At 62.1% G+C, this 14,589-nt stretch carries 16 protein-coding genes; 2 read left to right on the top strand and 14 right to left on the bottom strand.

The window, feature by feature from the left end:
- Positions 1-4: 4 nt before the first annotated feature.
- From NKH21_RS26845 to NKH21_RS26835, 3 genes are read right to left on the bottom strand one after another with little or no spacing between them, the layout of a single operon-like run.
- Positions 5-802, bottom strand: coding sequence for an ABC transporter permease (locus tag NKH21_RS26845; protein ID WP_352665686.1), 798 nt, complete (start codon positions 800-802; stop codon positions 5-7).
- Positions 799-1,785 (bottom strand): ABC transporter substrate-binding protein, encoded by a 987-nt coding sequence (locus NKH21_RS26840; RefSeq protein ID WP_352665685.1) that lies wholly within the window; start codon positions 1,783-1,785, stop codon positions 799-801. Before NKH21_RS26840 ends, NKH21_RS26845 begins: the two co-directional genes overlap by 4 nt.
- 43 nt (positions 1,786-1,828) lie before the next feature.
- Complete coding sequence (locus tag NKH21_RS26835; RefSeq protein WP_352665684.1) at positions 1,829-2,038, bottom strand: hypothetical protein; 210 nt, start codon at positions 2,036-2,038, stop codon at positions 1,829-1,831.
- Between the two features lie 363 nt (positions 2,039-2,401).
- Here NKH21_RS26835 and NKH21_RS26830 point away from each other — a divergent pair, with 363 nt between their 5' ends.
- The gene (locus tag NKH21_RS26830; protein ID WP_352665683.1) at positions 2,402-2,782 is read left to right on the top strand and encodes a c-type cytochrome; all 381 of its coding nucleotides are present in this window, start codon (positions 2,402-2,404) and stop codon (positions 2,780-2,782) included.
- 63 nt (positions 2,783-2,845) lie between these two features.
- Here NKH21_RS26830 and gph read toward each other — a convergent pair whose 3' ends face one another.
- The 10 genes from gph to NKH21_RS26780 form a co-directional block, all read right to left on the bottom strand.
- Complete coding sequence (gene gph, locus NKH21_RS26825) at positions 2,846-3,547, bottom strand: phosphoglycolate phosphatase (RefSeq protein ID WP_352665682.1); 702 nt, start codon at positions 3,545-3,547, stop codon at positions 2,846-2,848.
- Positions 3,544-4,101, bottom strand: a complete 558-nt coding sequence (locus NKH21_RS26820) for a thioredoxin family protein (RefSeq protein ID WP_352665681.1) — start codon at positions 4,099-4,101, stop codon at positions 3,544-3,546. The genes gph and NKH21_RS26820 overlap by 4 nt, the downstream gene beginning before the upstream one ends.
- Before the next feature lie 21 nt (positions 4,102-4,122).
- Entirely contained in the window at positions 4,123-4,809 is a 687-nt protein-coding gene (rpe, locus tag NKH21_RS26815; RefSeq protein ID WP_352665680.1) for a ribulose-phosphate 3-epimerase, read from the bottom strand.
- A 63-nt stretch (positions 4,810-4,872) separates the two neighbouring features.
- Positions 4,873-5,811 carry a CbbX protein gene (gene cbbX, locus NKH21_RS26810; protein ID WP_352665679.1) on the bottom strand — a complete coding sequence of 313 codons (939 nt, stop codon included), beginning with the start codon at positions 5,809-5,811 and terminating at the stop codon, positions 4,873-4,875.
- 8 nt (positions 5,812-5,819) lie between these two features.
- Positions 5,820-6,254: a ribulose bisphosphate carboxylase small subunit gene (locus NKH21_RS26805; RefSeq protein ID WP_023678835.1), complete on the bottom strand. Its 435-nt coding sequence runs from the start codon at positions 6,252-6,254 to the stop codon at positions 5,820-5,822.
- Positions 6,255-6,272: 18 nt separating this feature from the next.
- Entirely contained in the window at positions 6,273-7,751 is a 1,479-nt protein-coding gene (locus NKH21_RS26800) for a ribulose-bisphosphate carboxylase large subunit (protein ID WP_352665803.1), read from the bottom strand.
- A 36-nt stretch (positions 7,752-7,787) separates the two neighbouring features.
- Entirely contained in the window at positions 7,788-8,867 is a 1,080-nt protein-coding gene (gene fba, locus NKH21_RS26795) for a class II fructose-bisphosphate aldolase (protein ID WP_352868614.1), read from the bottom strand.
- Between the two features lie 10 nt (positions 8,868-8,877).
- Positions 8,878-10,899, bottom strand: a complete 2,022-nt coding sequence (gene tkt / locus NKH21_RS26790) for a transketolase (protein WP_352868611.1) — start codon at positions 10,897-10,899, stop codon at positions 8,878-8,880.
- Positions 10,900-10,909: 10 nt separating this feature from the next.
- A complete protein-coding gene (locus NKH21_RS26785; protein WP_352868609.1) occupies positions 10,910-11,782 on the bottom strand; it encodes a phosphoribulokinase in 873 nt (290 codons plus the stop codon).
- 5 nt (positions 11,783-11,787) lie between these two features.
- Positions 11,788-12,834, bottom strand: coding sequence for a class 1 fructose-bisphosphatase (locus NKH21_RS26780; protein WP_352868607.1), 1,047 nt, complete (start codon positions 12,832-12,834; stop codon positions 11,788-11,790).
- A 123-nt stretch (positions 12,835-12,957) separates the two neighbouring features.
- Between NKH21_RS26780 and NKH21_RS26775 the strand changes: the two genes are divergently transcribed.
- Complete coding sequence (locus NKH21_RS26775) at positions 12,958-13,917, top strand: LysR family transcriptional regulator (RefSeq protein ID WP_352868604.1); 960 nt, start codon at positions 12,958-12,960, stop codon at positions 13,915-13,917.
- 210 nt (positions 13,918-14,127) lie between these two features.
- Here NKH21_RS26775 and NKH21_RS26770 read toward each other — a convergent pair whose 3' ends face one another.
- The gene (locus NKH21_RS26770; protein ID WP_352868602.1) at positions 14,128-14,586 is read right to left on the bottom strand and encodes a nuclear transport factor 2 family protein; all 459 of its coding nucleotides are present in this window, start codon (positions 14,584-14,586) and stop codon (positions 14,128-14,130) included.
- Positions 14,587-14,589: the final 3 nt, after the last annotated feature.

The raw sequence follows: 14,589 nt of genomic DNA, 5'->3' as shown, positions 1-14,589 counted from the left end.
GACCCTAAGCGGGACGGCGGCGCCAACGGGTTACATGTCGTTCAATGGGCTGCACCAGGAGAAGTTCGATGACAAGCATCACCGCCACGAAAGCCAGCGTGTAGGCAAGAATGGCGGCGACGTCGAAGAGCTGGAAATAAAGATAGATCTGGAAGCCGACGCCATTGGAGCGGCCGAGCAGTTCGACCACCAGGACGATCTTCCATATGAGGGCGATGCCGGACCGCGAGGCCGCAGCAAAATAGGGCTGCAGTTGCGGCAGCAGGACATGGCGGATGCGCTCGAGCGGGGCGAAGCGGTAGACGGCGGCCATTTCGGCATAACGCGGATCAAACGCCCTCGCGCCTTCGCGCATTGTCACCACGACGTTCGGGATCTTGTTGACGGCAACTGCGCCAATCGCCGCCGCCTCGTTGAGGCCGAACCAGATATAGGCGAGCGCGATGACCACCAGCGCGGGAATGTTGAGAAACAGGACCACCCACGGACTGAAGAACCGGTCCGCACCGCGGTAGCTCCCGAGGATGACGCCGATGAGGGAGCCGATAATCATTGCGACGACGTACGCCGCAGCAACCCGTCCGAGCGTGGCGCCAAGATGATAAAAAAGGTCGCCGCTCGCCGCTTCCCTGAGCAGCACCTGCCAGACCTGCCCTGGTGAGGGGAAGGCACGGCTTTGCCACAGATGGGCCGCGAGGCCCCACAACAGGCAAAGTCCGAGCAGGGAAACCGTTACCGTCAGCGCTGGCGTTAGCGGCGACGCAAAGCCGGATCGACCCGACTTGTCTTCCGTTGCGGTCATTTCGCGAGTTCCGCCCAGAACGTGCCGGGCGCCATCTCGGGCGCCCTGCCAACCAGCTTCTCGCCGCCTATCGCGGCCAGCACGTGATAGAGTTTACCCGCATCGACCGCTTCTTCGGCGACCGGCCGTCTTGGGATGCCCTGGCGATAGCGGTCGCGCAGTTTTTCCAACTCCTTGCCTTCTGCGCGAATGAGTGGCGCCAGGCGCAGCCATTCATCATCGGACCTGCCCAGCAAGTCCTTGGCCTGCATGGATGCCTTGACGAAGCCCCGGGCGGCATCCGGATTGTCGTTCGCCCATTGGTCATGGAAGACATAACCGAGTGCCGATACGGGGCCCGAGGCACCAAGCGCTTTCGTCGCGTCATCCGCGCCGATCAGCCGACGAAAGCCGTTGGCCTCGAGCCGGGCGCAGAAATGCCAGAAATTGAGCACGGCATCGAGTTCGCCTTGCATCGCCTTTTCGGAAATCAGCGGCGGCGCACCAAAGACGACGTCGCAGGCTGTCGGCAGGTCGAGGCCGTGATCGCGTCTGGCCAACGCCTGGACCAGTAGCCAGCTCTTGTCGAGCGGGCCGCCGGCGACACCGATTTTCTTTTCCTTGAGGTCGGCCAGCGTCCGGATCGGCGATTCCTCCTTCACCATGATTGCCCCCACGGCGGTCGAATAAGGGGCCAATGTAAGGTCGCCGCCCTCGGAGCGCTGGCGCGAGACCCACAGCCAGTCGGTCACGATTATGTCGATCGCGCCGGCCAGCAGCGCGACGTTGGTCGCATCCTCCCCGGCGAAGTAGACAATTTCCAGATCGATCCTGTTGGCCTCGTCGAGCTTGTGGCGTTTCAGCGTATCGAGTTCCCAGCTCACGGTGCCGAACTTCAGGACACCAATTCGGACCTTGGCTGCCGCAAAGACGGCAAACGGCTTTGAGGCGAGGATGGCCCCCACAGCGGCCAAGCGCAGCATCATGCGCCGCGAAATCATCATGGCGTCTCCTCTTTCAGGGTCGTCGACGAACCAGGAATGTCGATCAAATCGCTCGTTCCTTGCTCGGAACGGCACATTTCCAGCGCACGACCTTGAGACTTGGATGTTCCTGAGACCATTTTGCGATCTCGGCGGGCGCCAGGAACATGCATTGGAACAGAGAGCCGCGGCTCCCGAAATAGAGGTGTTCATCTCGGCAATTGCCCGGATTGGTGCTCAGGCACACCGTTAATATGAGATCGACCATATCCATTTGGCACCTATCGTCGCCTGTGCAGCGATCTCTCCAGAGTTCGTGCTTTGGAGTTTCATCGGATTTCCTGAAGGTGCCCAAACAGGAAACGGGTTGGAGTGAGGCTACGCGTTCGGCCAATAGGCGTCAATGATGTGGGACTGCGTGTCGCTACACACTTCCCTTCGCGCAGTCGGGAAACGAAACAGGACCTTTGTACGATTGACTTCTTTCATCGGCAGTCTAGCTTTTCGAGGCGTGCAGGTGCTGCCAGTCCGGGGAGGAAGGACGAATAGTTCGCTCTCCCGCGTAAAAACGGATGCCGGCAAGGCATCGACACGCGTAAAGTGTCCAGGGCACTCACACGATCAATGAGGAAATGCCATGCGCGCAGTCGCATTTTTCGCCGCCGTGTCCGTCGCCACCTTTGTCACTACCCAGTCTCAGGCACAGGATGCCGCGGCGGGTGAGAAGGTCTTCGCCAAATGCAAGATCTGCCACGTCGCCGACAAGGACCAGAACAAGGTCGGTCCGTCCTTGAACGGTGTCATCGGCCGAACGGCCGGGACGCATCCGGGGTTCAGCTATTCCAAGGCCATGACCGAGGCCGGAAAATCCGGCGTTAAATGGGACGAAGCCACGCTGACGACCTACCTTCACGATCCCAAGGCGATGGTCAAAGGAACGAAGATGGCGTTTTCCGGCCTCAAGAAAGACGAGGACATCGCCAACGTCATTGCCTACCTGAAGCAATTCTCGAAATAACGCGGTACCGCCGACCAATTGGACTGCGCCCGGCCGGCGTTGCCCTGGGCTTTGCGCTCGAGGTCACGCAGCGTCTTGCAGCCTCTGCATCGCGGACGGGATATCGAACAGGCTGTCGCAAACGAGGTCGGCGCAAAGCTCTTCAACGGGAATTTGGCTGTATCCTCCACGCAGCAGAATGACTGCCATCCCGGCGGCACGTGCGGCGGCCACGTCGGCGCCGCTGTCTCCGACCATCAGCGTGTCACGAGGTTCGACCTGAAGCTGGTCGAGGGCCAGCAACAGCGCGTCTGGGGCCGGTTTCAAGTATGTCACCGCGTCTCCGCCGACGATCGCGCCGAGATATTCCGTCAGCCCAAAATGCAAAAGGATTTCGCGAGCCGCCAACTGCGGCTTGTTGGTCACCACGCCCATGGCTATTCCGCTCAAGTGGAAGTGCGTGAGAACCTCCCTGACGCCAGGCATCAGCCTCGTGCGGCCGGTCAGATGCCTGCGATAGATCGGCGCCATGACGCGGTTGGCCTCATCGAGCGTGCTACCGAGGAGCGGCGTGCCGGAAGCCGCGAAGGCTCGTTCGACCAGTTTCCTGATGCCGCCGCCGATCATGGCCTTGACCTGATCCAGCCGCAGCGGCGGCAGATCGCGGTCGGCCAGCAATTCGTTGACGGCGGCCGCTATATCAGGCGCCGAATCGACCAGTGTGCCGTCCAGATCGAACAGGATCGCCTTGGGCGAGCGAAACGGCCTGCCTGCGCCGACGTTCATGCAGCATCCTTCCACTTGATCGAACAGCCGATCGAAGCGATCTGGTCGAGCGGTCCGTCGCCGGTTCGGGCAACCTGCTTCATCGCCTCGAACAGGTCGCGCCTCAGCCCGGGCAATGCGGCGTCGCGTCGCGACGCGTCCAGCCGGCCGCGATATTGCAGCGTCAACTCGCTGTTGAGCCCGAAGAAATCCGGGGTGCAAACGGCTCCGTAGGCACGCGCCACCGTCTGGTGCTCATCGTGGAGATAGGGGAAAGTGAAGCCGTTCGTCCTGGCGAAGAGCTTCATATTGTCGAAGGAATCATCCGGATAAGCCCCGGCATCGTTTGAGTTGATCGCGACAAAGCCGATGCCTTCGGCCTTGAGGTCGTTGGCGTCGCGCACCATGCGCGAAATCACCGCTTTCACATAGGGGCAGTGATTGCAGATGAAGGCCAGCACCAGCCCGTTCGGGCCGGCATGGCTGAAGATCGAATGCGATTTGCCGTCGACGCCGGGCAAAACGGCGTCGATGGCTCGCCAGCCGAAATCGCAGACAGGTGGGGTTGCCGCCATATTTGCCCTCCGATGAGACGATTATGCAGCTTTCCGGATCGCCCCGTCGGCCGCCTGCCTGATGGTGCCGATATTGGCGCGATAGGCAGCCTCGGTGCCACCCCTAAAGATGGCAGAGCCGGCGACCAGCACATTGGCGCCGGCCGCGGTGACCAGCGGAGCGGTTTCGGGCGTGACGCCGCCGTCGATCTCTATGTCGATCGGACGATGGCCGACTAGGGCCTTGACCCGCCTGACCTTGTCAACGACCGCCGCAATGAAGGCCTGGCCGCCGAAGCCCGGATTAACCGTCATCAGAAGCACCAGATCGAGCCGGTCGAGCACATATTCGATGACGCTTTCTGGCGTCGAGGGGTTCAGCGAAACGCCGGCCTTCTTGCCGAGGTTTCTGATTGCCTGCAGCGAACGGTCGAGATGCGGTCCGGCCTCGGCATGCACCGTGATGATGTCGCAGCCGGCATCGGCGAAGGCGCCGAGATAGGCGTCGGCCGGCGCGATCATCAGGTGGCAGTCGAAGACCTTGTCCGTTCGATTACGGATCGCCTTGATCACCGGCGGACCGAAGGTGATGTTGGGCACGAAATGGCCATCCATCACATCGAGATGGATCCAATCGGCACCCGCCCGGACGACCGCTTCCACCTCGTCGCCGAGCCGCGAGAAGTCCGCAGATAGCACCGAGGGCGCAATGATTGTCTTGGTATCCATGATCGTCGGCTCCCATTCTGTCGTCCGTTTCCGGTCGCTGCACACACAACCGGCGTCGTCTTGTCAGCGCACCTTCGTCTCCGGTTCGCCTTCGAGCTTACCTTCCGCGAATACGCGGCTGCCGCGAATGTCGGATTCCTCGATGGTGATAAGGTCGGTTTTCGTCAACGCCCGGTCGCGCGATGCGAAAAGCCGGCTGGCCTGGCGAAGCCGGGCCCGGTCGAGGCTATTGCGGACCGAGCGGGCGTTGGAGAAATGCGGCAGCCGCATGCGGATCGGGAGATACTCGTCGAGCGCCTTAGCCGCCGCTTCGCTGAGACGGTAATTCTGTTGCGCCAGCATGATCTCGGCGATGGATTTGAGTTCGCTGACGCCGTAGTCCGGAAAATCGAGGTGATGGGCGAGGCGCGAGCGCATGCCGGGATTGCTGTCGAAGAAGCGGTCCATCTTGTCCTTGTAGCCGGCAAGAATCACAACCAGATCGTCGCGGTTGTTTTCCATGCATTGCAGCAGGATTTCGATCGATTCCTGGCCGTAGTCGCGTTCGTTCTCGGGCTTGTAGAGATAGTAGGCCTCGTCGATGAAAAGCACCCCGCCCATGGCGCGCTTGATCACGTCGCGGGTTTTGGGCGCGGTGTGGCCCACATACTGGCCGACGAGATCGTCGCGCGTCACCGCGACCATGTGGCCTTCGCGGACATAGCCGAGACGATGCAGGATTTCTGCCATTCTCAGCGCCACGGTGGTTTTTCCGGTGCCGGGATTGCCCGTAAAGTTCATGTGGAGCGTCGGCGCGCCCGAGGTCAGGCCGAACCTGCGGCGAAGTCGGTCGACCAGGAGCAGCGCCGCGATCTCGCGGATGCGGGTCTTGATGGGCTTCAGGCCAACGAGTTCGCGGTCGAGCTTGTCCATCACCTCATCGATGCTGGATGCCTCGAACTCGGCCTGCAGATCAACCGATTCGTCCTGCGCGGCAGCGCCCTTTGCTATCGCGTCCAGCATGGTGTCGCCTAGCTCCGCTCGCCTTCGGGCCTGTCGGTCGCATAAGGCACGATCGAATAGCCCTGGCTGCGGCCGTCACGCTCTTGGCGCAGCAGCCGGAACCCGGGTTCATTAGGTGGCCGGTTGACGATGAATGACATGCGCGGCGCTTCCCAGCCCTTGGTCGAATCGAAGGCGGTGACCCGGACATACATGTTGGGCATGGCTTTCCGGCAATTGTTGACTTCAAGCAGGATGCCCGCCGGGTCCCTCAGGTCGAACATCGGGTTGCCGTACATTTCCCAATAGGTGTTTCGCGGATGCGGATCGTCGGTGTATTCGACGCTGACCGCCCAGTGGTTCTTCAGCGCGTATTTGATCTGCGCCGAAATCTGCTCATCGGTCAGTTCGGGCAGGAACGAAAACTGTCCCTGCGTGACCTTGTTTCCCGGATTGGTCATCATGGCGACGGTTCCTTTCGTCTAGAAGCTCGGCGTTGCGGTTGGCACAAAGTCGGCCGTGTCGGTCGATTCGTAGTTGAAGGTGACGTCCTTCCACGTCTCCAGGGCCGCCTTCAGCGGCGTGCACCACCTGGCCGCCTGTTCGAGGATCTTGGTCCCTTCGCGCAGATAGTCGCGGCCCTCGTTGCGGGCGAGGATCATCGCCTCCAACGCGACGCGATTGGCCGTCGCGCCGGCCTGGATGCCGTCCGGATGGCCGATCGTGCCGCCGCCGAACTGCAGGATGACGTCCTCGCCGAGATAATGGATCAACTGGTGCATCTGGCCGGCATGGATGCCGCCCGAGGCGACGGGCATCACCTTGTTGAGCGACGCCCACTCCTGATCGAAGAACAGCCCGGTTTCGAGGTTCTGCGGCGTGCGCTCCTCGCGCAGCGTGTCATAAAACCCCCTGATCATAAGCGGGTCGCCTTCCAGCTTGCCAACCACCGTGCCGGCATGGATGTGATCAACGCCGGCCATCCGCATCCATTTGCAGATGACGCGAAAATTCATGCCGTGGTTCTTCTGGCGCGAATAGGTCGAGTTGCCGGCGCGGTGCAGGTGCAGGATCATGTCGTTGCGGCGTGCCCACTTGGCCATCGACTGGATCGCCGTGTAGCCAATGACGAGGTCGATCATGACGATGCAGGAGCCAAGCTGTTTTGCAAATTCGGCGCGCTCGTACATGTCCTCCATCGTGCCGGCGGTGACGTTGAGATAATGGCCCTTGACTTCGCCGGTGGCGGCCGACGCCTTGTTCACTGCCTCCATGCAGTAGAGGAAACGGTCGCGCCAATGCATGAAGGGCTGTGAGTTGATGTTCTCGTCGTCCTTGACGAAGTCGAGGCCACCCTTCAGCGCCTCGTAGACGACGCGGCCGTAGTTGCGGCCTGACAGGCCAAGCTTCGGCTTCGTCGTTGCACCGAGCAGCGGCCGGCCGAACTTGTCGAGCCGCTCGCGTTCCACCACGACGCCGGTCGCCGGGCCTTGGAAGGTCTTGAGGTAAGCCACCGGGATGCGCATGTCCTCGAGCCGCAAGGCCTTGACGGCCTTGAAGCCGAACACGTTGCCGATGATCGATGCAGTCAGGTTGGCGATGGAGCCGGGCTCGAACAGGTCGAGGTCGTAGGCGATATAGGCGAAGTACTGTTGCTCGATCCTGGTGCCTGGACCTGTGTTCGGCACCGGCTCGGATTTGAACGCCTTGGCGCGGTAGAGCTCACAGGCGGTCAGCCTGTCGGTCCACACCACGGTCCATGTCGCGGTAGAGGATTCACCGGCGATGGCCGCGGCCGCCTCCTCATGGTCGACGCCGGGCTGCGGCGTGATCCGAAACATGGCGATCAGGTCGGTCTCCTTGGGCCGGTAGTCCGGCTCCCAGTAGCCCATGTTCTTGTAGGGGATGACGCCCGACCTGTAGCGTTCCTTGCCTTCCTTGAGCGTGCCTGCTGAGGGCATGTCGATCTTGTTCATGGCAGGTCTCCTGTTTGCCGCTCAGGCGGCTTTCGCGGTTGCGATTTGGGGGTCGAGCTTTCCCGCGGCGTAACGTTTCGCCATCTCATCCATGGCGATCACCCTGATCTTCGACGCGTGGCCTGCGGTGCCGAAGCGTTCGAAGCGATCGCGGCAAAGGTCGCGCAGGGCGTCCGTGGCGGGTTTCAGGAATTTACGCGGATCGAATTCGCGCGGGTCCTCCGTCGCGACGCGGCGGAACTGTCCGGCCATGGCCATTCTGCAATCGGTGTCGATGTTGACCTTGCGCACGCCGTAGCGGATGCCGCGCTCGATTTCCTCGACCGGGACGCCAAAGGTCTGGGGCATCTCGCCGCCATAGTTGTTGATGATGTCCTGCAGTTCCTGCGGCACGGAGGAAGACCCATGCATGACCAGATGCGTGTTGGGCAGCTTTTCGTGGATCGCCTCGATCACCTGCATGGCCAGGATGCCGCCGTCGGGCTTGCGGCTGAATTTGTAGGCGCCGTGCGAGGTACCGCAGGCGATCGCCAGCGCGTCGACCTGCGTGGCGGTCACGAAGTCGACCGCCTGATCGGGATCGGTCAAAAGCTGGTCGTGGGAAAGCACACCTTCGGCGCCGTGCCCGTCCTCGGCCTCGCCCTGGCCGGTTTCCAGCGAGCCGAGCACGCCAAGCTCGCCTTCGACCGAAGCGCCGACCCAATGCGCCATGCGTGCGACACGTTCGGTGATGGCGACGTTGTAATCGTAGCTCGCCGGCGTCTTGGCATCCGCCATCAGCGACCCGTCCATCATCACCGAGGTGAAGCCGTGGCGGATCGCCGACAGGCAGGTGGCTTCGTTGTTGCCGTGATCCTGATGGATGCATAGCGGAATGGCCGGATGGATTTCGGTCAAAGCCTCCATCATCTTGGCCAGCATGATGTCATTGGCATAGGAACGGGCGCCGCGCGAGGCCTGGATGATGACCGGCGCATCGCAGGCCCTGGCGGCCTCCATGATGGCGAGGCCCTGTTCCATGTTGTTGATGTTGAATGCCGGCACCCCGTAGCCGTGCTCGGCGGCATGGTCGAGAAGCTGGCGAAGGGTGATGCGGGCCATGGTCGTCCTCCTAGATGATGAGCTTCAGAGCCGCTGCCGCGACGGCTTCGGGCGTGATGTCGAAATGCCGGTAGAGATCCGGGGCAGGAGCGCTGGCGCCGAAACCGGCCATGCCGATGAAAGTGCCGGTGTCGCCGATCCAGCGGTCCCAGCCGAGCCGTGCTGCGGCTTCGATGGCAATGCGGGGCGCCGAGCCGAGGACGGCCTTGCGGGTGCCGGCGTCCTGTTCCTCGAAAAGCTCCCAGCACGGCATCGAGACAACCGCGGCCGCGATGCCGTGCTCGGTTTCCAGCCGTTCGGCGGCGGCAACCGCGATTTCGACCTCCGAGCCGGTGGCGATCAGGGTCACCGCGCGGTGCCCGGCTGGCTCGCGCAGGATGTAGGCGCCCCGGCTCGACCGGTTCTCGTCGCTGTGTGGCTCGCCGCTAGGTGCTTGGCGCAGCATCGGAAGGTTCTGGCGCGAGAGCACCAGCACGCTCGGCCGGTTCGCGCTCTTAAGCGCCAGTTCCCAGCACTCCGCCGTTTCGATGATGTCGGCCGGACGGAAGACGTTGAGGTTTGGCGTCGCCCGCAGCATCGCCAGGTGCTCGACCGGCTGGTGGGTCGGGCCGTCCTCGCCGAGACCAATGGAATCATGCGTCATCACATAAATGACGCGCTGGCCCATGAGCGCCGAGAGCCGCATCGCGCCGCGCGCATAGTCGGCGAAGCACAGGAACGTGCCGCCATAAGGCACGAAGCCGCCATGCAGTGCGATCCCGTTCATGGCTGCGGCCATGCCGTGCTCGCGGATTCCATAGTGGATGTAGCGGCCGGCGTAGTCGCCCGGCGCTATGCGACCCATACCCTTGGTGATCGTCAGGTTCGAATGCGTCAGATCGGCGGAGCCGCCGACGGTCAGCTCGGTTGCGGCGTTGATTGCACCCAGCGCCATTTCCGAGGCTTTCCGCGTTGCAACCTTGGTCGCCTTCTCGAGATGCTCCTTACGGAAAGCAACGAGCGCTTCGAAGACCGCGTCGGGCAGGGTGCCGGCGACCGCGCTCTCGAAGGCCTCGCGCTGCGGCGAGGCGGCAAGCCGCTGCTCCCAGGCGCGACGTGCCGCTTGCCCGCGGCCGGCGATCTCGCGCCAGGCGAAAAGGATATCGTCCGGCACCTCGAACGGCGCGTAGGCCCAGCCGATGTTTTCGCGCGTCGCGGCGATCTCCGCATCGCCCAGCGGCGCGCCATGCGTCTTTTCCGAACCGCCCAGATTGGGCGCACCCTTGCCGATCACCGTGCGGCAGGCGATCAGAGACGGCCGATCCGACTGCTGCGCTGCTTCGATTGCAGCCCCAACGGCTTCCATGTCGTGGCCGTCCACCGACTGGACTTGCCATCCAGCGGCCTTGAACCGTGCCGGCTGGTCCATCGAAGTCGACAGCGAAGTCGGTCCGTCGATCGAGATCGCATTGTCGTCCCAAAAGACGATCAGCCGGGAGAGCTTCAGGTGACCGGCAAGATCGATCGCCTCGTGGCTGATGCCTTCCTGCAGGCAGCCGTCGCCGGCGATCGCGTAGGTGAAATGGTCAACGACATCTGCGCCGTGACGGGCAGCGAGCATGCGCTCCGCCAGTGCCATGCCGACAGCGGTCGAAATGCCTTGTCCAAGCGGGCCGGTCGTCGTCTCGATGCCAAGCGCATGGCCATATTCCGGATGTCCGGCGGTGCGGCTGCCCAGCTGACGAAACCGCTGCAACTCCTCGATCGGCATGTCCTCGTAGCCGAGCAGGTAATGCAGCGCATATTGCAGCATCGAGCCGTGCCCGGCCGAAAGCACGAAGCGGTCGCGATCGGGCCAGTCCGGCATCGACGGATCGATATTGATGAAGCGGCTGAACAGCACCGTCGCGACATCGGCCATGCCCATCGGCATGCCCGGATGACCGGAATTGGCCTTTTGGACGCTATCCATCGCCAATGCGCGAATGGCGTTGGCCATGTCGCGTTCCGAGACGGCGGCGACGGGCTTCAATGCTGCGGCTTGGCTGTTCATGGCGTCCTCCTCACGACACACGGTTCTTGCGTTCGATCAATTGCAGGATGAGCGGCGTCAGGATCAGCTGCATGGCAAGGTCGAGCTTGTTGCCGGGCACCACTATGGAATTCGGCCGCGACATGAACGAGTCGTGGATCATCGAAAGCAGGTAGGGGAAATCGATGCCGCGGGGGTTGGCGAAGCGGATGACCAGCATTGATTCGTCGGGCGTCGGAATCCAGCGCGCGATGAATGGATTGGACGTGTCGACAATCGGCACGCGCTGGAAGTTGATGGCGGTCTGCGAAAACTGCGGGACGATGTAGCGGACATAGTCCGGCATGCGACGCAGGATCACGTCCATCACCGCCTCGGTGGAATAGCCGCGCGTTGCGCGGTCGCGATGGATCTTCTGGATCCATTCGAGATTTATGACCGGCACCACGCCGATCTTGAGGTCCGCGTGCCTGGCCAGGTTGATCTTGTCGGTGACGACGCAGCCATGCAGGCCCTCGTAGAAAAGCAGGTCGCTCGGCGGAAATTCGCGCCATTCGGTGAAATGTCCCGGCTGCGTGCCGTACTGCTTCTCCTCATCCTCGTCATGGATGTAGGTGCGGGTCTTTCCGGTTCCCCGGCGGCCATATTCCTCGAATACCTCTTCGAGGATTGCCAGTTCATTGGCCTCGGCATGGAAGTGGGTGAAGTTCGGATTGCCCGCCTTTTCCTCCTCGGCCACCTTCGCCTTCATCGTGGCGCGGTCGTAGCGATGGAAAGCATCGCCTTCGATGAAGGCGGCCCCGATGTTCTCGCGCCTGAAGATCAGCTCGAAGATGCGCTTGACAGAGGTAGTGCCTGCGCCCGACGACCCGGTGATGGTAATGATGGGGTGCTTTGCCGACATGGTCTTCAGGCCCTGAAAAGGCCGCGGCGGCTGAACAGCGGCGCGCGCTCGCCGATGGCGCTCGGCTCCGTGTGATAGCGGGTGATGCGCGCGACTTCCCGCGCCGATCCGAAAATCATGGGCACGCGCTGGTGCAGGCTCTCGGGTTCGATTTCGAGGATGCGGGTGATCGTATCGGTGGCGGCACCGCCCGCCTGTTCGACGAGATAGGCGATCGGGTTTGCCTCATAAACGAGGCGAAGTCGCCCCTGCCTGTAGCCCTTGCGCTTGTCGCCGGGATACAGGAAGACGCCGCCGCGCATCAATATGCGGTAGCAATCGGCGACCAGGGAGGCGATCCAGCGCATGTTGAAGTCCTTCTCGCGTGGGCCTTCGGTGCCTTCGAGGCAGTCGTCGATGTAGAGCCGCACCGCCTCGTCCCAGTGCCGGTAGTTGGCGGCGTTGATGGCAAATTCCTGGGTACGCTGGGGGATGACCCGGCTCTCATAGGCCTGGACGAAGGTGCCGAGCCTGGCTGAGAGAACGAAGACATGCGTGCCGCTGCCGAGAGACAGAACGAGCGCCAGCTGCGGCCCGTAGATGAAGAAACCGGCGCCCAGCTGGTTCACCCCTGCCTGCAAAAATGAGGCGGCCGGATTCCCATCCGGCGCACCAGTTGCAGGGAGAAGCGAGAAGATCGTTCCAATCGACACGTTGGTGTCGATGTTGGAAGAGCCGTCGAGCGGGTCGATGGCGATGGCAAGAGGCGCTTGCCTGTCGAGAAGCACCGGCTGGTCCAGTTCCTCGGAAGCGTAGAGCGCGACCGGAGCGTGGCGCATGGCATCGAGAAAGATGTCGTCGGCGAAGACATCAAGATCCTTCTGAACATCGCCGTCAGCATTGGCACCACGGGTTCCGGCAAAGGCGGTGCCGAGTACCCCTTGATTGATGGTGTTGCGGATCGTGGTGGCCGCCTGCGTCAGCCGACGGACGGTCATTACGACCGCGGAGCGCAGTTCGTCCGGCTCTCCGAGATAGGAGTTCAGAAAAGCGTCGAGCGTTGCCGCTGGCATCGTAACCTCCCCATCCCGCCGCCTCTCCTCGGATCGGCCGGATTGGGGAATGAAAACAAACGATGCGGGATAAGTAAAATTCAATAACTTTACTTTACCACTAAAAAAATTTTAGTATGCTATATGAGAAACCTCACGCTCAAGCAGTTCAAGACCGTTCAGGCAATCGTCGCCCACGGGAAAATCGTCAGTGCAGCCAAGGTGTTAGGGCTGTCTCCTCCAGCGTTGACGATCCAGTTGCGGCAGGTTGAGGAAGAATTCCAGCTGGCCTTGTTTGACCGCACGGCGGACGGTATGCGTCCCACTGCCGCAGGTCTTGCCTTCGTCGAGACGGCACAGGCCATCGAGGAGCGGCTTCGTCTGCTCGAAGACAAGATGGATGCGATCAAGGGCGTGCGCGCCGGCAGCTTGCGGCTCGGCGTTGTTTCCACGGCCAAATATTTCGCACCGCGGCTAATGGCTGCCTTCATGAAGGAACATCCCGACATCGACATGCGGCTTGCCATTGGTAATCGCGCCGAGACGATCGACAATCTGAAGAATCACGACATCGACATCGCGCTGATGGGACGCCCGGCGAAAGAAGTCCCGGTGCGCGCCTCGGTCTTCGGCGATCACCCGCTGGTCATCATCGCGCCGCCGGACCACCCGCTGGCCTCGGTGCGCGAGATATCCAAGGAGCGGATTGCCCAGGAACATTTCCTCATTCGCGAGTCCGGCTCCGGCACGCGCATCTCGCTGGAAATATTTTTGAGCGACGTGCCTGGCCGCATCGACGATCTCGGCGTCGAGATGGGCTCGAACGAGACGATCAAGCAAGCGGTGATGGCCGGGCTCGGCATCGCCTTCATCTCTGCCCACACCATCGCCGCGGAAATCGAGGCTGGCCGGCTGGTTATCCTCGACGTCGTCGGCATGCCGATCCGCCGGCAATGGTTTTCCGTGATGCGCAGCGATCACGCAATCTCGCCGGCGATGGCGACCTTCCACGATTTTCTGATGCGCAAGGGCGCGATGTACCTGCCACTGTTCGGCAAGCTCTATCCGCACGAGGAACTGAACAGTAGAGGTCGAGCGAGTTAGGGCGCGCGGCCCAAGACAAACGCTTCAGACAAACGATGGTGCGTAGCAGCGGCTGATCAGCTGTGGTCTCCAGACCGACGTCCACGAGCAGAGGATCGGGAGGCTTCGCTGGTGGCACGCATTTGCCGAGGCGACCGCTACCGAAGCGCTGGGCCAACGGGGTAGCGTCCCCCGCGTTCACGGAACGGGTGGGCTTTGACTGAGCGTCTGCTAGCCTACAATTGGTTCGGCGACAGCTTCTTCGAGGCCAGCTGCCGCTGGGGCGGCGAGACCGCGGGCCGCTGCTTGTGAATCGTAAAATTCCTCAAGTGCATAGACTCTGCCCCACCGCAGGGTGAACACGTGCAGACCACGGTTGATGTACGACGCGTCGCCATTGAGCAGCGTCGCGGTGCCGTCCCACTGGGCAAACACGGTAGTATGCCACGGCCAGCCCTTCACCCAGATGTGGTTGACCGTGAGATGGAGATTGGGCAGGACGCGGCCGAGGCGCTCAAACCAGCGGCGCATGGCTTCTTTGTCGTGGCGCTCACCACCAAGCGCGTGGGCGCCGGAAACGCGGTGATGGACATGCGGCGCGAGTGCCTTCACAGCCTCATCCCAGCGATGGTTGTTGACGTGGTCGAAGCTCTCTCGGATCGATTTCTCGACAAAATAACTGTATAGCATTTG

It is taken from the genome of Mesorhizobium sp. M1329 (assembly GCF_040318035.1).
In the GTDB taxonomy this organism is placed as follows: Bacteria; Pseudomonadota; Alphaproteobacteria; order Rhizobiales; family Rhizobiaceae; genus Mesorhizobium.
The sequence above is the reverse complement of the archived record's forward strand: the minus strand, read 5'-3'. Positions and strand labels throughout refer to the sequence as shown.